Below are 21,288 nucleotides of genomic sequence, written 5' to 3'. Positions count from 1 at the left end.
CAACTTTTCTATTAACTCAACCCGCTATTTAGCAGTTGGATTAATAACTGTCCGGCAGTTAGGTCCGCCTAATGACTGCGGACGACACCGACGCCTGCTGTGGGGACGACTGTTGTGAGGCGTCGACACCGACCGATGAGAACCACGGTTCCGGCGGCGTGTCGGCAGCGAGCGACGCGGCCGAAACGCTCTCGCTGTCGGTGCCGTCGATGGATTGTTCGTCGTGTGCCAACAAGGTCGAATCCAGCGTCTCGAAACTCGACGTCGCGGAGATCGATCCGCGACCGACCTCCGGAACCCTCATTGTCGGCTACGATCCCGACGCGACGACCCCCGAGTCGATCCGCGACCGGGTCGAGGCTGCGGGCTACGATATCGAGGACGACGAGACGCCACACGACCCTGCGGCGGTCTGGACGAGCAGCCGGGCGATCCGAACCGGCCTCGGCGCAGTCCTGATGCTGGTCGGCGTCGGCTTCGAGTGGGTCGTCCCCGGAGCCAACACGACGTTCGGGACCGCTCTCGGAATCGAATTCACGGTCGACTGGTTGGCCTACGTCGCGGCGGCGGTCGTCGCTGGCACCGAGATCGTCCGGAACGGCTACTACTCGATCCGGAACTGGAGCCTCGATATCGATCTGCTGATGACCGGCGGCATCCTCGGCGCGCTGGCGGTCGACCTCCCGTTCGAGGCGGCGACGCTCGCGGTGCTGTTCAGCATCGCCGAGCTGCTCGAACGCTACTCGATGGACCGAGCCCGCGGCTCGCTGCGGGAACTGATGGAACTGTCGCCCGAAACTGCGACCGTCCTCGACGACGGCGAGGAACGTGTCGTTCCCGCCGAGGAGGTCGCGGTCGGCGACCGGGTCGTCGTCCGGCCGGGCGAGAAAGTTCCGGTCGACGGGATCATTCGTGAGGGCGACAGCGCCCTCGACGAGTCCCCGATCACTGGCGAGAGCGTCCCCGCCGACAAGGGACCGGGCGACGAGGTGTACGCGGGCAGTCTGACCGAGGCCGGCTATCTGGAGATCGAGACGACCGCCGCGGCCGACGAGTCGACCATCGCGCGGGTGATCGAACTCGTCGAGGCCGCCGAGGGCAAGCAGACCGACACCGAACAGTTCGTCGACCGCTTCGCGGCGGTCTACACGCCGATCGTCGTCGTCGCCGCGCTGTCGACGATGGCGATCCCGCCGCTGGTGTTCGGCGGCCCGTTCACCCAGTGGTTCGTCCGCGGGCTGACGCTGCTCGTGGTCGCCTGTCCCTGTGCGTTCGTCATCTCGACGCCGGTCTCGGTCGTCTCCGGGCTGACGAGTGCGGCGCGCAACGGCGTGCTGATCAAGGGCGGGACCCATCTCGAAGCGATGGGCGAGATCGATGCCGTCGCGGTCGACAAGACGGGGACGCTCACCACGGGCGATCTCGGCGTGACCGACGTGATCGCGCTCAACGGCAACAGCGAGGCCGACGTGCTGGGTTGTGCCGGAGCCCTCGAACGGAGGAGCGAACACCCGATTGCGAATGCGATCGTCGGCTACGCCGACGAGCAGGACGCCGACAGCAACCAGCGGGAGATCACGAACTTCGAGGCGATCACGGGCGAAGGCGTTCGCGCCGAACTCGACGGCGTCACCCACTACGCCGGCAAGCCCGGGCTGTTCGCGGATCTCGGCTTCGACCTCGAACACGCGCATCTGGAGACCGACGGCGGCACTGCGGCCGGCCTCGCGGACGAAACACGCCTACAAGACGAGGTGGCCGATTGCGAACACGGCAGCTACGTCGACCTCGTCTCGAACACCATCCCTCGACTCCAGCAGGAGGGGAAGACGGTCGTCCTCGTCGGCACCGAAGACGAACTGGAGGGCGTGATCGCCATCGCCGACACCGTCCGACCCGAGGCGGCGTGGGCCGTCGACCGTCTCAAATCCGCGGGTATCGAGCGCGTCGTCATGCTGACCGGCGACAACGAGCGGACCGCACGGGCGATCGGCGAGCAGGTCGGCGTCGACGAGGTGCGGGCCGACCTCCTCCCCGAACAAAAAGTCGACGCAGTTCAGGAACTCCGGGAAGCACACGACGGCGGCGTGGCGATGGTCGGCGACGGGATCAACGACGCCCCGGCGCTGGCGACCGCTTCGGTCGGCATCGCCATGGGTGCCGCGGGGACCGACGCCGCCCTCGAGACCGCGGACATCGCGCTGATGGCCGACGACCTCACGCGGCTGCCGTATCTCTACGAGTTGTCGACCACGGCCAGCGGCGTCATCCGGCAGAACATCTGGTCGAGTCTCGGCGTGAAACTCCTGCTGGCGGTGGGTGCGCCGCTGGGCTACGTCTCGGTGCTGATGGCGATCGTCGTCGGTGACATGGGGATGAGCCTCGGCGTCACCGGCAACGCGATGCGGCTGGCCGGTGTCGAACCGACCGAACCCGAGACGTAGCTGCTGGATGCCCGCCCGCTGGTGTCGCGGTACCGACTGAATTGTGTTGTGATACCGTACCACGAATCCGTGAGCGTCTTATCCGCTGAACACTGACCCGTAGGTGTGGACACGACTCGCCTCAAACACGCCCTCAAGCAGGAGTTCGGTGGCAGCGAGGCCGAACTCCGCGTCGTCGCCAGACAGGCCCGGGACCTCGTCGACTCCGGGCAGGCCGTTACGGATCGCGGCCACGAACTCACGGTCGACGAGGTCGTCGGCCATCTACAGGACGCCCCCGATGACGCCGAACTCATCGAGCGGTGGAACTGGTGGATGGGCGCACTCGACGTCGCCTACGGCGGCTACGAACGGTTCTCAGTGCGCTTCCTCAGAAACGACGATCCGGGTGTGAACACGTAGCGGCGACCGCCCCGTTCCGCGATCCGTCGCGGGAGCACATGCTGTCGACCACGCCACTGTGCCGAACCGATGGATGAAAACGTCCACGGCGGCTACCATCCGGTAATGGACGTGCAGTTTCTCGGCGGCGCAGGCGAAGTCGGTCGGAGTGCGATCCTCGTCAACGACCGCCTCCTGCTCGATTACGGGATCCTCACTGCGACCCCGCCACAGTACCCCGTCGGCGACCCCGACCCCGAGGCGGTCGTCGTCTCCCACGGCCACCTCGACCACGTCGGCGCGGTTCCCGCCCTCCTTTCCGGATCGAGTCGACCCGAGATCCACTGGACCCCACCCACGGCCGAACTCGCCCGGATTCTGGCGCGAGATACGCTCAAACTCCATGGCGGGACGATGCAGTGTCCGTTTACTGAAACGCACGTCGCCCGCATGGGCGAGGTCGACCACCGCCACGGCTACCGCGAGTCCTTCGAGGCGGCGGGCCACGAGATCACCTTCTACAACGCGGGCCACATCCCCGGCTCGGCGCACGTGTTGGTCGACGACGGCGAGACGCGGCTGCTCTACACCGCTGACTTCCACACCGACGACACGCGCCTTTTAAATGGTACTACTGCGCGACCCGACGCCGATGTGGTGATCTGTGAGTCGACGTACGCCGACGTGCGTCACGACGACCGCGACGCGGTCGAATCGCGGTTCGCGGAGACCGCCCGCACGACGATGTGGGAGGGCGGCACGGTCGTCGTCCCGGCTTTTGCCATCGGGCGGACACAGGAGTTGCTGCTGGTGTGTGAGGCCCACGATCTGGAGTGTTACGTCGACGGAATGGGGACCGAAGTGCTGTCGATGTGCCGGCAGTACCCCGAGTTCCTGCGGGACGGCGACGCACTGGGTCGGGCCGCCCGGCACGCGCGGGAGGTGACGGGCCGGGACGGCCAGCGCAAGCGGATCGCCGACCAGAACACGGTGATCGTTACGACCAGCGGGATGCTCTCCGGTGGGCCGGCGATGACCTACATCCCCGAGATCCGGACCGATCCCATCAACCGGATCTCGTTGACGGGGTATCAGGTCGAGGGGACGCCCGGCAGGGAGCTACTGGAGACGGGACGCTGCGAACTCAACGGCGGCATCTATCCGGTGTCGGCGAAGGCCGATCTGTTCGACTTCTCGGCGCACGCCGATCACGACGGGCTGCGTGAGTTTTTGGGTGCGTACGAGGGGTCGACGGTGTTGGTGAACCACGGCGATTCGTGTGCGGCGTTCGCAGAGGAGTTGCGCGCCGACGGGTACGAGGCACAGGCGCCTGATCTTGGCAAGACGGTCGAGTGCTGAGGGCTACACTAGAGGCGGATTTAAGAAGCGTGCAGGACTACTGTGGAGTATGTCCACGGAGCTATCCGACCGGGTTCGAGAGATCGCCGGGGCTCGCGGGGTTTCAGAGTCCGAAGTCTTCGAGCAGGCCCTCGAACGTGGCCTCGAAGACCTCTGGGAGGATCTCGTACTGACGCGGTATCTCGCCGGTAAAATCGACCGGGAGACGGCTGTCGAGCGTGTTGGACGGTCGACTGTCGAGCGCGCCGACCAGGAGGTACGGATCGTCGAAGACGACGTCGACTGGGGCCTGAACGCGTGAGGGTTGCGGCCGTCTCCGATACGGGACCGCTTATTCATCTCGCCGAGATCGAGTCGCTCGAACTGCTCTCTGTTTTTGATCACCTCTGTATTCCACAAACGGTCTACGAGGAACTCCAACGGGGCGGCCTTCCGGATAGGCTGGCCTCCCTCGATTTCGAACTGGTCGAAGCCGGTCCAGAGCAAGCGACCAGTAGCTTGGATGCCGGAGAACGTGCCGCAATCGCAGTGGCGAACGAGCGCGATTTCGTTCTTCTGACTGATGATCTCGCTGCCCGAGAGACAGCAGCCGATACCGGAATCGAAGTCCACGGATCTATCGGGGTTATTGCTCTTGCCTACTCCCGGGAGTGTATAAGTAAATCCGACGCGACATCGCTCATGCGTGCGCTTCAGAACGAGACATCTCTCTTTGTGACTGATGCGGTCGTCGAACGTGGTATCCGAATGCTGTAATCATCTCCCCACTCAACCCATCTACATTCCTGAATCAGTCCTTTAGCCCTACAGCCCCAATTAGGAGCCTATGGCTGACCAGACCGACCCCGACCTCTCGGCGGCCGAAAAAGAGGCCCTTTACGATATTCAGCACGCGACCGAGCACATGTATCAGGGCTTCGGCGACCTCATCGCGTTCCACCACAAAGTCGGCCACGCGATGGATAAACTGGCTCGCGCCGAAACAATGCTCCGTGAGGCGGGCCACGAGGAGTTCGCCGACGAACTCCGGGAGAAACACCTGCCGTCGGGGGCGGTCGACGACATGTGGACCTACGAGGTTGTCGAGACGTTCCGCCACGGCCTACTGGCCGAGATCACCGACTTCGACGACCGGGTACGGGCCGACCTCGCCGAGGGCCACCACCACATCACCGAGAGCCAACAACAGGACGAGTGGCGCGAGCGCGTCGACTGGGAGCCCTGAGACGCCCGCTTACGCCTCGCTGTCGTCGAGATGGCTCTCGACGCGGCTGGCGTGCTTTTCGAGATCCGCCGCTAGCTCGCGGGCCTGTGCCGGTGTGAGCCGAACGCGATCGGCGTGGGCCGGCAGATGCTCCAACTCGGCGTTGTCGAGTTCCATTTCCAGTTTCACGTGGTCGGGCTGTTTCCGCGGTGCTGTGGCGTTGACGACGGCGTAGGCCGATTCGGTAAACGCGTGGCCCTCGGCCTCGCCGTCGAGTAAATCTAGCGTCGTGTAGGCGTTGACTGAGAGTAGTCGGTCGGACATGTACTGTGTGTCGACCGGCTCACGCTTGAGCCTTTATCTGTTGCCAGCACGAACCAGTGGTAATGACTGTCGACTCGGCACTCGATGATCGACTCGCGGCCCTCCCCGCCGACACGCTCGGGGAGGGCGTCGACTCGACGCTCACGGGGACGGACGCTGGCTACCGGGTCGTCATCGCCGACCGAACCCTCGATCTCGAACGGCGTGCGGGTCCGGACGGATCGACCCACTGGATCACCACGCTCCGGGTCGACGGCGAGACGGTGGGGAAGTTCGGCCCCGACGCGTCGACCGACGCCCTCCTCGATCGATGTCGACGGGTCCTGTCGAGCGACGCCACCTATACCGTCTGCTGTGACGGCCGCCCCGAATCGCTGCGTTAGTCGTCGGCAGCGACCGCCGGCGCGGGGTCGGCGGCGAGCGGGTCGGTCTCGCCCAGCGGGGTCCACTCGATGTCGCCGGCGTACTCGAAGGCGGTGTGGTCCTGCGTGGGGTCGACCACGGTCAGCGAAAGCCAGCCGTTGTCCAGCAGTTCGGCGATCTCCTCGTGGGCCGTGAGGATCTCGGTCACACGCTCGACCGGTGCGTGGATCACCGTCGAGAGGCGCAGCGGCTGGTGGTAGGGCTTGCCGTCGGGGGCTGCCACCGACTGGAGCGGCAGGCCAGTCATGAGGTCGCCGCCGTTACCCTGATAGACGCCGACGTTGCCGACCGGGTTGTGGGTGACCTTCGAGCCGCTGCCGAAGGCGGCGGTGTCGACGGTCGCGAAGTAGTACTGGGTGTTGATCCACTGTGTGACGATCATCGGGCCAGCCATGATGGTTTCCAGCGCCTCGCCGTCGGGGTCGGTCGACCAGTCGTAGGAGTGGAGGAACGAGCGGCCGTCGAGATCGTAGTCGGCAGTCAGTTCGCGCGGGCCGATGACGAAGCCGGCGTTGCCGGCCAGTCCCCACTCGGGGCGAGTCTCGGCCCAGTCGGCCGCCCGGCGGTCGACGTCGGCGGCGTTGTCGGCTCCCAGCGAGTCGGCACGTTCGGCTGCCGCGCCGGCGCGCGCCGCTTCGAGGTCCGCGCGGAGTTGGTCGAGGTCGTCAGCGTGACTTTCCGGAACGCCGCTGTCGTAGAGCGTGATCCCGTCGGTCGTCGTGTTGTGCTCGCCGGCGACGAAGACGGTGTCGTCGGGGATGTCGTGGCCGCGGGCGCGGAGTTCCGCGAGGACCGCGTCGTCGTTGCAGATCGCCGCGAGCACGCGAGCGCTCGGCCCGCCGGGGTTGCCCGCACAGGCCCCGCAGTCGAGGCTGGATCCGAACGGGTTGTTCGCGGTCTCGCTGGCGTGGCCGGTGAACACGACCAGTCGGCCGAACTCTTCCCAACCCATCAACTCGAAGGCGGTTTCGGCGTACCCGACTTTCTCGTCGAGGGTGAGCCCCTCGCGGAGGTCGCCGATTGCGTCGGGGTTGTAGTCGACCGAGGGCTCGCAGAACTCGTGGGGCTGTGGCGCGCTGTCGGCCGCATCCTTGGCCCCCGCAAACCGGTCGGGCACCAGCGTCTTGGCGGCCAGTGCGGCTCCGTAGCCCGCCCCCGCGCTCTCGACGAAGCTGAAAGCGGTCGCGGCGTTGTATTTGAGCGCTTTGAGGACGCCCTTGCCCATGTCGACGGCGTCGTGCCAGCGGTCGTGAGCCGCGTGTTCGTGATCGCACCCGGCGGTCGGGCGGTCGGTGATCCGGTGTTGGGCCTCGACGATCGGCGGACAGGCGTCCACCGAGACATCCGTATCGTAACCGTGGTACTGCATTGGAACGCCGAAAAAGCCGGCGTAGCCGTGGGTGTCGTAGTTCCCCGTCGACTCGATGTGGCGGCGGATGATCTCCGAGCGGGTGTCGATACAGAACACCAGCTGTGCCGCGGGACGGTCGTCGGTTTCGTCACCGTCGGCCAGCGACTGGCTGGCGTCGGCGACCGCATCGACCAACTCGCGGCGGTAGCCCCGTTCCCACGCAGTCAGCCAGTGTTCGGCCAGTGGGACCTCGTCGGTCGACGCCTCGCTGGTTTCCCAGTCGGCCGGCGGTTCGATGGGCGCACCCACCAGATCGGCGACCACGAGGCGTGCGGCGAGGTAGCCGGCCAGCGAGATTGGATAGGTCGACTGCCAGTCGTCGCCGCTTTCGGCCTGCTGTTTGATGAGGCCAGTCCACCCCGGCAGCGACGTCAGGTGGTACTCGAAGACCGTCGACCAGCGGCCGACGTGGTAGTCGCCGAGCACCTCTCGAATCGCCACGATCGGATCGTCGGGCAACTCGGCGATCGTTCCGCTGTCGGGGATCTCGCCGTCGTGGCGGGCAACCGTACAGAACGCCTGATAGAAGCCCTGCTCGCGGTTCGGCATCGGCCACTCGGTTTGGCCCTGATCGAGGAACGCCGCCAGCCACTTCGTCAGCAGGTGGTCGACCGGTCGCTGGGGGTCGTCTCTCTCCGCGTCGGTCTCCGCGTCGGTCTCGGCGTCGGCGGCCGCCAGTTGGTCCAGCAGTGTTTCGGGCGACTCGTCGTAGCCGTGGGCGGCCAGTTCCGCTCGCAGGAGGTCGGCGTCGATCAGGCCCTCGTCCCACGCGTTACGGAACACCTCGGGGCTGGGGTAGCCGTCGCTGCCGAACAGTCGCTCGGCCTCGCTGGCGGCCTCGTGGAACGGGTGATCCTCCAGTCCGGCCAGCGGGTTGGCCGTCACGAAGGAGTGGAGCGGCCACGCCGAGCCGACTGCGGTTGCTGCCTGGTCGATGCTGTCTTCGATCGAGGTGTTAGTACTCATTGTAGTCCTCCGCGGAAGTCATGACGGTGCTGGATGGCGGTTGGGTTGCGTTCAACAGTGCGACGTACAGTCGCTGGCTGTGCTGGTAGAGCCCCGTCTCGATGGCGGCGTAGGCGACGACGAACGCCGCCGCGACGAGCCCGTGGACGACCGTCAGTTCGGCGGGGGCCGACACGAGCAGGCTCTCGCCAATCACGCCTGTAATCGCGTTGTAGGACGCCGCGTAGATCGCGATGGCTGGCAGGAACACCAGCGGGATGAGCGCGTAGCGCGTCGACGCCGCCACCGAGGTCCGGGCGAGGGCCGTGCGAGTCGCGTGTAGCGTCGTCAGGACGACGAGCAGCGCCAACAGGACGCCGGTGTCGAGGCTCGTTCCCTTGCCGGTGAGGACGGCGAACAGGACGCCGCCAGCCAGCGCCGTCAGCACGGTGACGACGAAGCCGACGGCGGTCAGCGACCGCGGTTTCGAGGGTCCCTTGGTCGGGCTGGTCTGTGCGACCGCGTCGCCCGACGAGAGGAACTGGTAGGCCTTGTAGAAGCCGTGGAGCACGAGGTGAGTGATCGCCGCCCCGAAGAAGCCCAGCCCCGCCTGCATGATCATAAAGCCCATCTGGCCGACCGTCGAGCAGCCGAGTTGGCTCTTGATGTCGGGTTGGACGGATTTCAGGAGTTTGCCGAGCAGCGCGCTGGTCGCACCGACGGCGACGACCAGCAGCATGAAGCCGGCGTCGACCGAGATCACGGGCCCGAAGCGGACCAACAGGACCCCGCCGGCGTTGACGAACCCGGCGTGCATCAGCGCCGACGCCGGGGTCGGCGCAGTCATCGAGGCCAAGAGCCACGTGTGGAACGGCACCAGCGCCGACTGGATCATCGCCGCCAGCAGGAGCGCGCCCGCGGCGACAAACCAGAGCGTCTGTGGAACCGTGTCGGCGGCTGCTCCGATCCCGGAGACGGTGGTCGCGTCGGTCGCCGACCACAGCACTGCGAGCGCGACGACCAGTAGACCGCCGCTGGCGAGGAAGTAGCGACGGGCCAGCGAGCCGGCAGCGCGGGCCTGCGGCCACCCTTTGACGTGGCCGATCAACTCGGCCATCGCCAGTCCCATCGCCACCCACGCCAGCGCGAACAGCGCGATGTGGTCGGCCGCCACCAGAACCATCACGACCAGCGTGAAGCCGAAGACGGTAGCGAAAAACCGATCAGCGCGGTCGTGGGCGGCCAGATACCGGCGCGAGTAGCTGTGGACGATCCCGCTGAAGAAGGTCACGGCGACCCACATCACGACCGTCAGCCCGTCGACGCTGACCACGCCCGCCAGCGACCAACTCGCGTCCGTCGACAGCCGGAGGCCGGCCACACCGAGGGTGGCGACCCACAGCAGCCAGACGAGCCGCGTGAGCACGGCGGGCAGCGAGCCCGTCGCTGGCGTCCCGTTCGGAAGCGATCCTATCGTCGTCAGCTGATCTTGGTCCGTCATCGATTGCTCCGTCGACGGCCCACGTCACCCGAACCTCGTGGCATGCCGGATGGCGCAGGCCGGTCGTCGTCACCCTCTACTACGAACGAACTGCCTATTAAATCCTTTTATCTTCCCAAATCGTTCGTAAAATTGCACATGGAAGAACATTATAGTCTTTGTTCTGGATAGCGTGAGTGTCGCCGGTAGGGGATGGAAACGCCTATTGGGGCCACCCACCGCATCGACGTATGGAACAGTTGGAGGGGACCGTCCTCGCCGGAAGCGCGTTCGAACCGATGGCGGGCCGGGTAGTGGTCGACGACGGAGAGATCACGGCTGTCGAGGCGGTCGACACAGAGTCGACGGACATCGTTCTCCCCGCGTTTGTCAACGCCCACACCCACATCGGCGATTCGGTCGCCAAGGACGCCGCCGTCGGGCTCTCGCTGGAGGAGGCGGTTGCCCCACCCGACAGCCGGAAACACCGCCGGCTGGCGGCCGCGAGCCGCGAGGAGTTGGTCGCGGCGATGGGCCGGACGATGGGATTCATGGAGCAGACCGGCACCGCGGCGTTCCTCGACTTCCGGGAGTTCGGGCTCGAAGGGGCGCGAGCGCTCCGGGCGGCCGAAGACGGACGAGACGTCTCGGCGTTCATCTTCGGCAGCGACGATCCCGCGGTGCTGGCGGTCGCCGACGGGTTCGGTGCGAGCGGCGCGAACGACGCCGACTTTAGCGCCGAGCGGGCGGCGGTCCGCGAGGCCGGCGCCCCCTTCGCGATCCACGCCGGTGAGCCCGACGCGACCGACATCCACCCCGCACTGGATCTGGAGCCCGACCTGTTGATCCACATGGTCCACGCCGAGGCCGACCACCTCGAACGCGTCGCCGACCAGTCGGTCCCGATCGTCGCCTGTCCCCGCACCAACGCCGTCCTCGATGTGGGTCGACCACCGATCCGTGAGCTACTGGATCACACCACGGTTGCCCTCGGAACTGACAACGTGATGCTCAACGGTCCCTCGATGTTTCGGGAGATGGAGTACACGGCCAAAAATTTCGATGTGACCGACCGGGAGGTCCTCAGGATGGCAACCACGGCGGGTGCGGCAATCGCCGGCCTCGACTGCGGCGTCATCGAGCCCGGTCGACGGGCGGCGCTGCTCGTCTTGGATGGCGATTCGGACAACCTCGCGGGGACCGAAAACCCCCGCAGCGCGGTAGTCCGGCGGGCGACCGGTCTCGACGTGAAACGTGTCGTGCTGTAGTCGGGGTTACTCGGGGGCGAACGAGCCGAACGGGGTCGTCTCGTGGCTCCGCACCAGCACCTCGTCGGCGACGGTCAGTCCCATATCGATCAGTTCCTGTGCGACCGGCGTGATATCGCCATCGGACTCCCCGACGGCGGTCACGAGTAAGTTCTTGTCGCCGGTGACCAACTCCTGTACCGAGACGACGCCGTCGATGGCGAGGATCTCCGGCAGCAACCGGCCCCGCTCGGAGATCGGCGCGGTACAGAACAGCAGCATCCGGAGCGGATACCCCGACCGCTCGTAGTCGACGTCGGCGCTGTACCCCTTGATGATCTCGTCGGCTTCGAGCCGCTGGATCCGCTTGCGGACCGTACTGTCGGAGGTGCCGGTCCGCTCGGCGATGTCGCCAGAGGACATGTTCCGGGCGTCCTCCTGTAGCGCATGGATGATCGCCCGGTCGACGTCGTCGATCTCCTCGCCAGTCATGGCTCTATCTCACACGGCACGGATAAAGTCACTTTGGCTCGCCGGATAGACGACGCTATCCGATTGATCACGTCAGAATGCTCGATCAGGGATTTGAACCCTGGTCCTCGGCTCGAAAGGCCAAGATGATTGGCCGGACTACACCAATCGAGCGCTGCAATTCCACCGAGGGAGTACGGACATATAAATCTCATCAATCGCCCGCCCCGTGTGTCGGCCTATCAGACCGCAAGCCGCGCCAGCGAGTGTCGACTTACTCGCCGGTGAACGTCGGTTCGTCGTCCTCCGCGAACGCCCGCAGTCCCTCCCGGAGGTCCTCGGTAGTTGCCAACAGGCCGAAAGCTTGGGCTTCGATCTCCAGCCCGGCCTCAATATCGTCCCGACCGGCCAGCATCGCTCGCTTGGTGAACCGCTGGGCGATCGGCGGCCCTGCAGCCAGTTTCTCGGCGAGTGCCATCGCCGCATCATCGAGGTCGTCGGCCGCGACGGCCTCGGTCAGAAAGCCGTAGTCGACCATCGTGCCGGCGTCGAACCGGTCGGCGGTGAAGATGATCTCTTTGGCTCGGCTCTCCCCGATGAGATGGCCCAGTCGTTGGGTGCCGCCCCATCCCGGAAGGAGCCCCAGGGTGTGTTCGGGCTGGCCGAACTCGGCGCGCTCGCTGGCGATCCTGAGGTCCGCCGCGGCCGCCAGCTCCATCCCGCCGCCGAGACAGTAGCCGTCGACGCTTGCGACGACCGGCGTCTCGCAGGCCTCCAGTTTGCCGAAGGTTTGCTGGCCGGTCCGCGAGAACGCCGTGGCATCCAGCGCGTCGGGGTCTTCGCCCAGCCCCGAAACGTCCGCTCCGGCCGAAAACGCCCGGTCGCCCGCGCCAGACAGCAGGAGACACCGGATCTCGCTGTCGGCGTCGAACTCCTCGACGGCGGCCGCCAGTTCGTCCAGTAGCTCGGTGCTGATCGTGTTCATCCGCTCCGGTCGGTTGAGGACGATCTGCCCGATTCGCCCCTCGCGGTCGACCCGGATCGTGTCGAATGCCATGACGTCCTCGTCGTCGCCGGCGGGATAGAACCCACGATCCGCCGCGGCCAACTCCCGCAGGTGGTCGACCGGCTCGTACCGCGGTTCGTCAGTCGACGCCAAGCGCCCATCGAGGACCGCCACCAGCGGCTCCAGTCCGCGATCGTCGGCCATCGCCGCGGGGCCCTCGGGGAACCCCGCGCCCAACTGCATCGCCCGGTCGATAGCCGCGGCCTCGGCCACGCCGCCCTCGATCAGCCCCGCGACCTCGTTGGCCATCACTGCCAGCAGCCGGTCGGCGACCGCCCGCCGTCCGGCGTCGGCTGGAATATCGACACCACCGTCCTCGTAGTCGTAAAACCCCTCGCCGGCCTTCCGGCCGATCGCGTCGGCCTGTACCTTCGCGGCGAGGAGCGGACAGGGTCGGTAGGCGTCACCGACCGCCGACTGAAGATGGTCGAGAACGTGGTAACACACGTCGATGCCGATCTGATCGGCCAACTCGAAGGCACCCATCGGCAACCCCATGTCGAACGTCGCCGTGGCGTCGACCTCGGCGATCGTTGCGGTCTCCTCCTCGACGAGCCACGCGGCCTCGTTGAGCAACGGGATAAGCACCCGATTGACGATAAAGCCGGGACGATCCGTACGGACGCGAACGGGCGTTTTGTCCATCGATTTGGCGAGAGCTTCGACGACTGCGAGCGTCTCTTCGCTGGTGTGGTCGCCCGCGATCACTTCGACCAACTCCATCCGGACCGGCGGATTGAAAAAGTGCATCCCACAGAACTGCTCGGGCCGGTCGGTGGCCGTCGAGAGTTCGGTGATCGAGAGGCTGGAGGTGTTGGTGGCGAAGACGGCGTCTTCGGGGGCATGCTCGGCGACCTCGCCGAACACGTCACGCTTGACGTCCATGACCTCGGGAACGACCTCGATGATCACGTCAGCGTCGGCCACTGCGGCCTCCATCTCGACCACCGGCTCGATCCGATTACGGGCCGCGTCGGCCTCCTCGGGGGTGAGCCGGTTGGCGTCGACGAACTTCTCGAGGCTCCACTCGATGGCGTCGTACCCCTCCTGTACGAGGTCGTCGTTGATGTCGCGCAATCGCACATCGTAGCCCGCCAGCGCGGCCACTTCGGCGATGCCGTGGCCCATATTCCCCGCACCGAGCACCGAAACGGTCGTGACGTCGGCTACGTCCATACCCATGGGTCCACGGCGATGTGATTCAACTTTTTGTCACATATGTCGACTGAGCCGTTCGCAGGACGGTGCGGATAGCTGGCAGACGGAGTCAGTAGACCGTTCGATTTGTCGACGTCCCGAGGTCGTGTCCCGCCGGAAGCTCGCGCCCCGCAGCATACCCGTTCAGCTTGGCTGCCGCGGGCGACTCCCGGCGGTCGGCGTCGTCGTAGCCCGCCTGTTCGAACGTGTTTGAAAGGGACTGTCGACCGCTGAGGCTGTGTTTCTGATGGGAGGCCTCGGCGAGATGGAACGCCGAGAGCTGTTCGACCCGTGTGGCGATCCCCTCCCGTGTGAGCCCGCGGGCGTCGAGATACGACCGGATCGTGTCGGCCTGTGCGGCCGTCGACGCGAAGACGATGTTCTGATACTGCCGCTTCGAGGGCTGTCGGGTGTGGTCGTGGCCGTGAAACGCGAGATTGAGCAGGCTCTCAAAGGAGCGTTGCTCGGGATCGAAGTCGACCTGCAGCGCCTCGGTGTGATCGCCGAGATCGTGGTAGGTGGGGTCGGGGCTGGTGCCGCCGGCGTAGCCGACGCGGGTACGGACGACCCCGTCGAGCGCGCCGAACCGCCCGTCTGGGCCCCAGAAACAGCCGAGGGCGAACGTGGCAGTTTCGGTCGACTCCGGCGTCGGGGCGCGCCGGTCGTACTCCTCGATGGTGGATGTCGTGAGACTCATGACGCGTGGTGGCAGCGGTCGTCGCTCAGGACTCGTCGAACTCCAGCGCGCCGCCGTTGATGCAGTAGCGCTTCCCGGTTGGTTCGGGGCCGTCATCGAAGACGTGGCCGAGGTGGCCCTCGCAAGTGCTACAGACGACCTCGGTCCGAACCATGCCATGGCTGTGGTCCTGTCGGGTCTCAACAGCGTCGCTGTCGGCCGGATCGTAGAAACTCGGCCAGCCGGTGCCCGAGCCGTACTTCTCGTCGCTGGTAAACAGGACCTGCCCGCAGCCCGCACACCGGAACACGCCGTCGTCGTCGACTTTCAGGAGCTCCGACGAGCCGCGCGGTTCGGTGCCATCCTCTCGGAGGAGCCGATACTCCTCGTCGCTGAGTCGTGCTTTCCACTCGGCGTCGGTTTGGGGTAGATTCGACTGGTCGACCATACAGCATAGAGGAGACACACGAGTATAAGCATCCGTGGTGTGGCCGCTGCGCGCACACAAACGCCGTCGGTAGGCGTCGACTACCGGTCGGTAGACACCGGATACCCCGTATCGACCGGGTCGACCGTCCGGTCGCATAAATACGAGCGCCGAGTACGACCATCCATGTACGCGGTCGTCGGCTGCACCAACTGTAGCATGCTGTGGCTTCTGTCGGACCCACGGGAGTCGAACACCGCCCAGTGTCCTCGCTGCGGCCGGACCCACCAGACGACGAAACTCAAGCGACTGTACGAGTCCGACGACCGGAGCGCCGCCCAACAGGCGCGGTCGGCGTTGCTCGCCAAGAAGCAGGGTCAGTCGGCCACCTTCGCCGACGTCGACAACGTCGCCGACCTCGAAGCCCGGACCGACCAACCGGTCGTCGACGACCGCGAGTACCTCGAAGCCGCCGGGCTGGACGCCGACGCGGTCGCCGCAGCAGGCGACCAGTCGGCCAGCGGTTCACAGTCCCGCGACGAGATCGTCCGCGAGGCCGTCGAGTCGGCGGGCGGCGACGACCGGCCGACCGAGGCCGAGATCGTCGACTACGCCAGCCAGCGGGGCGTGCCAGCCGAGAAGGCAAGCGAGCTACTTCGAAAACTGTGTCGACGGGGTGAGGCCTCCGAGAGTGGCGGTCGGTACCGACTGTTATAAGCCGGCTACCGGGTCGTAGACGCCGACTACCGCCCCAGCGACTCGTGGGCACTCGACAGATGTCGGGAGCCCAGTGCGGCGAGCAGGGAGAGTTCGCCCGCCAGCGAGCCGACCGCGATGGCTTCGGCGAGCGCGTCGGCGTTGCTGCCAGCCGGATCGCCACCGCCACGGACGCCGAGGATGTCGAGGGCCTCCGACTGGGTCGGGAGTTTGGTGCCGCCGCCGACGGTACCGATTTCGAGACTGGCAAGCGAGACCGAGACGTAGAGATCGCCGTCGTCGGTGACTTCGGCGGTCGTGATCGCGTTCGCCCCCTCGACGACCTGCGCTTCGTCCTGCCCCGTAGCGAGGAACATCGCTGCAACTGGGTTGGCAACGTGTGCATTGAACCCGAAGGAGCCAGCCTTCGCCGAGCCGATCAGGTTCTTCCGGGTGTTGATTTCGGCGATGGCTTCGGGCGTCGTATGGAGTTTGGCGTCGACGACCTCCCGGGGCACGACTACGTCGGCCGTCACCGACCGCCCGCGGCCCTCGACGGCGTTGATCGCGGCGGGCTTTTTGTCCGTACAGAGGTTGCCCGACAGCGCGACCAGCGAGGCCGAGGTCTCTTCTTCGACCAGCCCGCAGGCCTCTTTCGTGGCGATGGTGACCATGTTCATTCCCATCGCGTCCTTGGTGTCGTAGCGGAAACGGAGATAGACGTTGTTGCCGACGACGTAGGGGGTGACGTCCTGTAGCTCGCCGTGGTTCGTCGTCGACTCGGCGGCCTCCCGGAGGTCCGCGCCGTGCTCGCGGACCCACTCGACGAGCGCCAGTCCCTCGGCCACGTCGTCGACGCGGAAGACGGGCGCGCGTGTCATCCCGGCCTTGGTGACCCGGGCGGTCGCACCGCCAGCGCGATTGATCACCGAACAGCCGCGGTTGACAGAGGCCAAGAGCGCGCCCTCGGTCGTGGCAAGTGGGAGGTACCGTTCGCCGTCAAGCGCACCGCCGTTGATATCGACAGGGCCGACGACACCCAGTGGGACCTGCACGGTCCCGATCATGTTTTCGATGTTCGGTTCGGCGGCCTCGGCGGGGAACCCATAGGAGCCGGTCGACGAGAGGTCAGCGCCCGACTGGTCTTCGACGAGCAGTCGGCGGGCGGCCGCGGCGGTGTCGGGATCGGTGTGGTCGTCGAGTTCGTGTAAGCGGTACTCGCCGTCGTCGATCGCGGCAGCGAGTTCGGCAGCCCGCTCGAAGTCGACGGCTGCGGGGCCAGCGTCGTCGGTTTCGGTCGCGTCCGGATCGGCGTCTGCGGTCATGGCCGTCCTTCGTTGCGGCGGTTGCTAAGGGTTGTCGGTCCGTCCCGCCCAGCGGATCAGCGGTGACCGACGACCGTCCGGAGGAATGTGAGTTGGTGGCCAACGACGGTTTCGAAGTCGTCACTGAAGACGGAGAAATGGTCGACGGGGAGTTCGAGATACGTCGCCTCGGCGATGCCGTCGGCAGCCGCGGCCGCGCCGTCGGCCGGGACGACCCCGTCGTCACGGCCGCCGATGACGAGCGCCGGACACCGGATCTCTTCGACCTCGGTGATCGGTCGGTAGCGCGGCAGCGAGAGGAAGATCCGGGCAGGCACCCGGTTGGCCCAGTCGGCGTGGCGATCGACGAGGTCGAAGGCCGCCCGCTTCGCGCCGGGGGCGGTCACCACGCCGAAGCCGTCTTCCTCGTCGACGATCCGCGCCTCGCTTCCGAGCCCGAATCGGTAGCCGAGAGCGTCGCGGAGTCCACTCGTTAACGATTTGAGGAGGCGTTTCGGCTCCCGGAGCATCCCGAGCGTCTGGGCACGGCCGTCGACGAACGGGCAGGTCGCGATGACGCCGGCAACCCGGAAGTTCTCGGCGGCGACCGACAGCGCGTGGCCGCCCGACAGCGAGTGGCCCCAGACGACCAGTCGGTTGCTGTCGACGGCGTTGTCGGCGCGCATGGCGTCGATGGCCGCCTCGTAGTCGTCGACCTGTTTGGCGGGGCTGACGAGCCCGCGTGGCTCGCCGTCGCTGTCGCCGTGGTGGCGGTAATCGAACGTGAAGGCGGCGTACCCCGCTTCAGCGAACCGCTCGGCGACCGCCGGAAGGCCGAACGACTGCCAGAAGCCGAGCCCCGGTGCCATCACGACGACCGGCGGCTGTTCGGGTCGGTCGGGGAGATACAGCGTTCCCGAACAGCTCTCACCGCCGCTGTCGAACTCGACCGTGCGTGTGGAGTACGCTTCCCGTGAGGGTCGACGAAGCGTCCGTTGGCTCCGGTTGACGGGGTTGCGTCGACTACTTGGGCGGCTGCTGACGTGTCGTGAGTCAGTCTCGCCGGTAGATGCCCCCTCGTCGACGCGGACGAATTCGGTCATCCGGTTGCCTCCATCGTCGGACTCGTGGTCATGGGTTGGCTACAAGCGCAAGTGGGTTAAATCGTTACCCGCTTGGCCACCGTTGGTTGTGGGTGGGCGGCCGCCACGGCGTGGTTCCTCACGGTTGATTATTTAAACCGTACCGGGAGCTTTTTATTGGTCGTGACGAGTCCGCTGACAACGTGTATCCGATCAAACGCCTGTTCACGAGGGGATTCGAGGCCGTCAGTGTCGCCGGAGCCGTCGGCCTGTTAGTCCTGTTCGGGCTGTATGAGGGAGTCCAGCAGAACGTGCTCTCCGTCGAGCTACTGTGGCTCTCCTTGGAGGTGGTCTGGCTCGATGCGGCCGCCACCAGCGTCGTCTTTCTCGCGTTCGTCGCCGTCTCGGGCGGGCTGCTGCTCCGGGAGGTCTGGACCCCGCCGACCAACGTGACGCGACGTGACGACGGGCCGACACTGACGGCGATCGTCCCCGTCTACCGTGACGGCGGTGTCCTCCACCGGAGCGTCGAGAGCCTCCGGAACTCGGCGTACGCGAACCTCGAAATCGTCGTCGCCTGCGAACCCGACGACACCGAAACGAAAGCCGCCGCCGCGGAGTTGGCCGGCGGATCGGTGTCGGTGATCGAAAATCAGTACCCCGGCTCGAAGGCCGGGGCGATCCGAACAGTCGTCGAGGCCTCAAGTGCCGACTCGTTTGCCGTCTTCGATGCCGACGAGGTCGTCGACGAGGCGTTCCTCTCGGCAGGGATGGGCGCGCTTTGCGACGAGGGGTACGACGTGTTTCAGGGCCGCCGGATCCCCGAACCGACCGGCATCGTCGAGGCGTTGGCCTACTGCGAGCGGGTGATGTTTCACGCCAGTTACAAGATTGTCGAGCCGACCGGCTTCCAGAACTGCCGGAGTTCCTCGACGCTGTTCACACGGGCGGCCTTCGAGAGAGTCGACGGCTACGACGACCTGCTGACCGAGGATCTGGCCTTCGCACACAAGTGTTTCCGCCACGGCCTCGCGGTCCGGCAGGCCAGAAACTACACGAACCTGATGGAAGCCCCTCACACGCTGGCGGACTTCTGGGGCCAGCGCAAGCGGTGGCGGATCGGACAGGTCGAAGTGCTGGATGCGACGCTCCGCGGCCAGCTCACCGACGGCCCGCTCCACCGTCGAGGGCTGTCGCTGGGCCGGATGGTGACAAGCCTCGCCGGGAGCGTCTTCACCGTGGTCGTTCTCGCGAAGTGGCTGGTGTTGGTGGTCGCCGACGCCGAGCTCCTGTTCCTGTTGCCTATCGCGGCGGTCGCCGTACTGGCGATGGGTGTCGGCCTCGCGGACAGCCGTTGTGGCGCGATCGAATCAGTCCTCCCGGTGACGCTGTGTGCCCCGTTCGTCTACCCCGTCTTCGGGCTGCTGTCGATCAAGTCCATCCTCGAATACGTCGTGAGCTGGGACGGGACGTGGTACCACGTCGAAAAAACCGGCAACTGACCGTCGTCGTCCCGACTACTTATTCTGTCGACGACTGAATAGCCCGTATGGACGTTATGCAGAACGATCCCGACCGCCCGCCGGTCGACCGGCTACCGGGCTGGCTCGCACCGGTCCCCGAGCCGCTCGAAACCCTCGGCCTGCGGCTGGTCTGGCTCGTCGTCGCGGTCAACCTCGCTGGAACGGCTTTCGGGTTCTGGTACTACCTCCCACAGTTTTCCCAGACCCCACCCGAGATGTGGCTCTTCGTCCCCGACAGCCCCGTAGCGACCCTGTTTATCGCCGGCGCGTTCGCGCTGTGGGCCCTCGGCCGCGAAAACGACTACCTGACCGCGCTTGCCTTTTTCGGCAACATCAAACTCGGTCTCTGGACGCCGTGGGTGTTGGTCGTATTCAGCGATGCATTCCTGGAGTTCACTGCCGTCCCGATGTACGCCTTCCTGCTTGTGAGCCATCTGGCGATGGTCGTCCAAGCGTTCGTCCTCCACCGGATTACCGACTTCCCGGTTGCGGCGGTCGGCCTCGCAACCCTGTGGTACACCGTCGACCTGACAGTCGACTACTTCATCCCGATCGTCGGCGACCCACATCACACGACGATCCCCGTCGAATACACGACCGAGATCGCCCTCGGCGCGTCGGCCTTCCAACTGGCGGCGTGGGGAGCGGTCGTCCTCACGATCGCCCCGTTGTTTTGGGCCCTCGCAACCCGACTCGAACGCCGGCCGGCCGTCGACGAACAGCCGGGACGGTAGCTGGTGGCTACTCGGCAGTAGCCATCGACTAACAGCGCCCCGGTAGCGAACTGTCGACAGTTGGCCGACCAAACGCCCGTTTCACTCATGGGACGCTTCATATCCGTTGCCGGCATCTATCCGGATATGAAACGGCGACAACTCCTCGGTGGCACTGGCGCGGTCGTGGCGGCCGCCGTCGCAGGCTGTCTCGGCGGTGCAGGCGTCGGCGGTGCAGGCGGCGGGAGCGACACCGGCAGCGAACGGACGATCACGGTGAGCAAATCGGGCGAGGTCACTGGTGAGCCGGATATGGCCGTGGTACGGGCGGCCATCGAGGCCTCCGGCGACAGTCAGACGGCGGTCCGCGACGAACTGTCGCGGCGCGCCGAGCGCCTGACCGACGCCCTAGAGGCCGCCGGCGTCGACGCCGAATCGATCACGACCGACCGGTTCAGCATCCGCCAGCGGACCGACCGGCGACCTGTCGAACCGACCGACGACACCGACGCGTCCGAACCCGCCTACGTGGGGAGCCACGCTTTCCGGATCGAGGTCGACGACGCCGATGCCGCCGGTGACATCGTCGACACGGCGATCGAAGCGGGAGCCGACAACATCGGCCGCATCGCCTACACGCTCTCGGAAGAGCGACAGGCCGAACTCCGGGAGGAGGCGCTCCAGTCGGCGCTGGCAGCCACCCGGACCGAAGCCGAATTCGTTGCCGGCGAGGTCGACGCCTCGGTCGGCGACGTCGTGACCGTCGACACCGACCGGGACCGGATCTCGCCGGTCTACGAGACCGCCGAGGACGACGCCGCCGGCCGGTCTACGGACCTCCAGCCCGACGACGTTACGGTTCGAGCGACCGCGACGGTGAGCTACCGGCTCGACTGAGCGGGGCCGAGCCGACGG

The 21,288-nt window shown here is 66.3% G+C and carries 21 protein-coding genes and 1 tRNA gene; 12 read left to right on the top strand and 10 right to left on the bottom strand.

What is annotated here, in order from left to right; genetic code table 11:
• The first annotated feature begins 71 nt into the window (after positions 1-71).
• The 6 genes from NKJ34_RS05435 (at position 72) to NKJ34_RS05410 (ending at position 5,409) form a co-directional block, all read left to right on the top strand.
• Positions 72-2,444, top strand: coding sequence for a heavy metal translocating P-type ATPase (locus tag NKJ34_RS05435; protein WP_256488591.1), 2,373 nt, complete (start codon positions 72-74; stop codon positions 2,442-2,444).
• Between the two features lie 105 nt (positions 2,445-2,549).
• On the top strand, positions 2,550-2,846 hold the full coding sequence (locus NKJ34_RS05430) for a WNWW family protein (protein WP_253737260.1): 297 nt from the start codon (positions 2,550-2,552) through the stop codon (positions 2,844-2,846).
• Positions 2,847-2,951: 105 nt separating this feature from the next.
• Positions 2,952-4,184: an MBL fold metallo-hydrolase gene (locus tag NKJ34_RS05425; RefSeq protein WP_253737591.1), complete on the top strand. Its 1,233-nt coding sequence runs from the start codon at positions 2,952-2,954 to the stop codon at positions 4,182-4,184.
• 49 nt (positions 4,185-4,233) lie between these two features.
• Positions 4,234-4,485, top strand: a complete 252-nt coding sequence (locus NKJ34_RS05420; protein ID WP_253737259.1) for a hypothetical protein — start codon at positions 4,234-4,236, stop codon at positions 4,483-4,485.
• Positions 4,482-4,940, top strand: coding sequence for a PIN domain-containing protein (locus tag NKJ34_RS05415; protein WP_253737258.1), 459 nt, complete (start codon positions 4,482-4,484; stop codon positions 4,938-4,940). The genes NKJ34_RS05420 and NKJ34_RS05415 overlap by 4 nt, the downstream gene beginning before the upstream one ends.
• Before the next feature lie 70 nt (positions 4,941-5,010).
• Complete coding sequence (locus NKJ34_RS05410; protein ID WP_253737257.1) at positions 5,011-5,409, top strand: hypothetical protein; 399 nt, start codon at positions 5,011-5,013, stop codon at positions 5,407-5,409.
• 9 nt (positions 5,410-5,418) lie between these two features.
• Here NKJ34_RS05410 and NKJ34_RS05405 read toward each other — a convergent pair whose 3' ends face one another.
• Positions 5,419-5,712, bottom strand: a complete 294-nt coding sequence (locus NKJ34_RS05405; protein ID WP_253737256.1) for a DUF6360 family protein — start codon at positions 5,710-5,712, stop codon at positions 5,419-5,421.
• Between the two features lie 62 nt (positions 5,713-5,774).
• Between NKJ34_RS05405 and NKJ34_RS05400 the strand changes: the two genes are divergently transcribed.
• A complete protein-coding gene (locus NKJ34_RS05400; protein ID WP_253737255.1) occupies positions 5,775-6,095 on the top strand; it encodes a hypothetical protein in 321 nt (106 codons plus the stop codon).
• On the opposite strand, the gene NKJ34_RS05395 is transcribed toward NKJ34_RS05400, so the two are convergent.
• Positions 6,092-8,512, bottom strand: a complete 2,421-nt coding sequence (locus NKJ34_RS05395) for a DUF2309 domain-containing protein (protein WP_253737254.1) — start codon at positions 8,510-8,512, stop codon at positions 6,092-6,094. The two genes, NKJ34_RS05400 and NKJ34_RS05395, sit on opposite strands and share 4 nt — an antisense overlap.
• Positions 8,502-9,992: a proton-conducting transporter transmembrane domain-containing protein gene (locus NKJ34_RS05390; RefSeq protein ID WP_253737253.1), complete on the bottom strand. Its 1,491-nt coding sequence runs from the start codon at positions 9,990-9,992 to the stop codon at positions 8,502-8,504. The genes NKJ34_RS05395 and NKJ34_RS05390 overlap by 11 nt, the downstream gene beginning before the upstream one ends.
• Positions 9,993-10,222: 230 nt before the next feature.
• On the opposite strand from NKJ34_RS05390, the gene NKJ34_RS05385 reads away from it, so the two are divergent.
• A complete protein-coding gene (locus NKJ34_RS05385; RefSeq protein WP_253737252.1) occupies positions 10,223-11,239 on the top strand; it encodes an amidohydrolase family protein in 1,017 nt (338 codons plus the stop codon).
• A gap of 6 nt (positions 11,240-11,245) precedes the next feature.
• On the opposite strand, the gene NKJ34_RS05380 is transcribed toward NKJ34_RS05385, so the two are convergent.
• The 5 genes from NKJ34_RS05380 to msrB all read right to left on the bottom strand — a co-directional run bounded on the left by NKJ34_RS05380 (position 11,246) and on the right by msrB (position 15,076).
• Positions 11,246-11,710 (bottom strand): Lrp/AsnC family transcriptional regulator, encoded by a 465-nt coding sequence (locus NKJ34_RS05380; RefSeq protein WP_253737251.1) that lies wholly within the window; start codon positions 11,708-11,710, stop codon positions 11,246-11,248.
• A 78-nt stretch (positions 11,711-11,788) separates the two neighbouring features.
• Positions 11,789-11,863: transfer RNA gene (locus NKJ34_RS05375), tRNA-Glu, on the bottom strand.
• 100 nt (positions 11,864-11,963) lie between these two features.
• Entirely contained in the window at positions 11,964-13,931 is a 1,968-nt protein-coding gene (locus NKJ34_RS05370) for a 3-hydroxyacyl-CoA dehydrogenase/enoyl-CoA hydratase family protein (protein WP_253737250.1), read from the bottom strand.
• A gap of 91 nt (positions 13,932-14,022) precedes the next feature.
• On the bottom strand, positions 14,023-14,649 hold the full coding sequence (locus tag NKJ34_RS05365) for a peptide-methionine (S)-S-oxide reductase MsrA (protein ID WP_253737249.1): 627 nt from the start codon (positions 14,647-14,649) through the stop codon (positions 14,023-14,025).
• Positions 14,650-14,674: 25 nt separating this feature from the next.
• The gene (gene msrB, locus NKJ34_RS05360) at positions 14,675-15,076 is read right to left on the bottom strand and encodes a peptide-methionine (R)-S-oxide reductase MsrB (RefSeq protein ID WP_253737248.1); all 402 of its coding nucleotides are present in this window, start codon (positions 15,074-15,076) and stop codon (positions 14,675-14,677) included.
• A 165-nt stretch (positions 15,077-15,241) separates the two neighbouring features.
• Between msrB and NKJ34_RS05355 the strand changes: the two genes are divergently transcribed.
• On the top strand, positions 15,242-15,772 hold the full coding sequence (locus tag NKJ34_RS05355; RefSeq protein WP_253737247.1) for a DUF5817 domain-containing protein: 531 nt from the start codon (positions 15,242-15,244) through the stop codon (positions 15,770-15,772).
• Between the two features lie 26 nt (positions 15,773-15,798).
• Here NKJ34_RS05355 and hmgA read toward each other — a convergent pair whose 3' ends face one another.
• Together hmgA and NKJ34_RS05345 are read right to left on the bottom strand one after the other, a co-directional pair.
• Positions 15,799-17,076 (bottom strand): hydroxymethylglutaryl-CoA reductase (NADPH), encoded by a 1,278-nt coding sequence (hmgA, locus tag NKJ34_RS05350; protein WP_253737246.1) that lies wholly within the window; start codon positions 17,074-17,076, stop codon positions 15,799-15,801.
• 56 nt (positions 17,077-17,132) lie between these two features.
• Positions 17,133-18,158, bottom strand: coding sequence for an alpha/beta hydrolase (locus NKJ34_RS05345; protein ID WP_253737245.1), 1,026 nt, complete (start codon positions 18,156-18,158; stop codon positions 17,133-17,135).
• A 182-nt stretch (positions 18,159-18,340) separates the two neighbouring features.
• Here NKJ34_RS05345 and NKJ34_RS05340 point away from each other — a divergent pair, with 182 nt between their 5' ends.
• The 3 genes from NKJ34_RS05340 to NKJ34_RS05330 all read left to right on the top strand — a co-directional run bounded on the left by NKJ34_RS05340 (position 18,341) and on the right by NKJ34_RS05330 (position 21,270).
• A complete protein-coding gene (locus NKJ34_RS05340) occupies positions 18,341-19,639 on the top strand; it encodes a glycosyltransferase family 2 protein (protein WP_253737244.1) in 1,299 nt (432 codons plus the stop codon).
• 47 nt (positions 19,640-19,686) lie between these two features.
• Positions 19,687-20,394: a DUF1405 domain-containing protein gene (locus NKJ34_RS05335; protein ID WP_253737243.1), complete on the top strand. Its 708-nt coding sequence runs from the start codon at positions 19,687-19,689 to the stop codon at positions 20,392-20,394.
• Positions 20,395-20,520: 126 nt separating this feature from the next.
• A complete protein-coding gene (locus NKJ34_RS05330) occupies positions 20,521-21,270 on the top strand; it encodes an SIMPL domain-containing protein (protein ID WP_253737242.1) in 750 nt (249 codons plus the stop codon).
• Positions 21,271-21,288 lie beyond the last annotated feature (18 nt).

The sequence above is a fragment of the Halohasta salina genome, from assembly GCF_024178165.1.
Lineage (GTDB): Archaea > Halobacteriota > Halobacteria > Halobacteriales > Haloferacaceae > Halohasta > Halohasta salina.
Note: the sequence above shows the minus strand (reverse complement) of the source record. Positions and strands in the feature narration are given on the sequence as shown.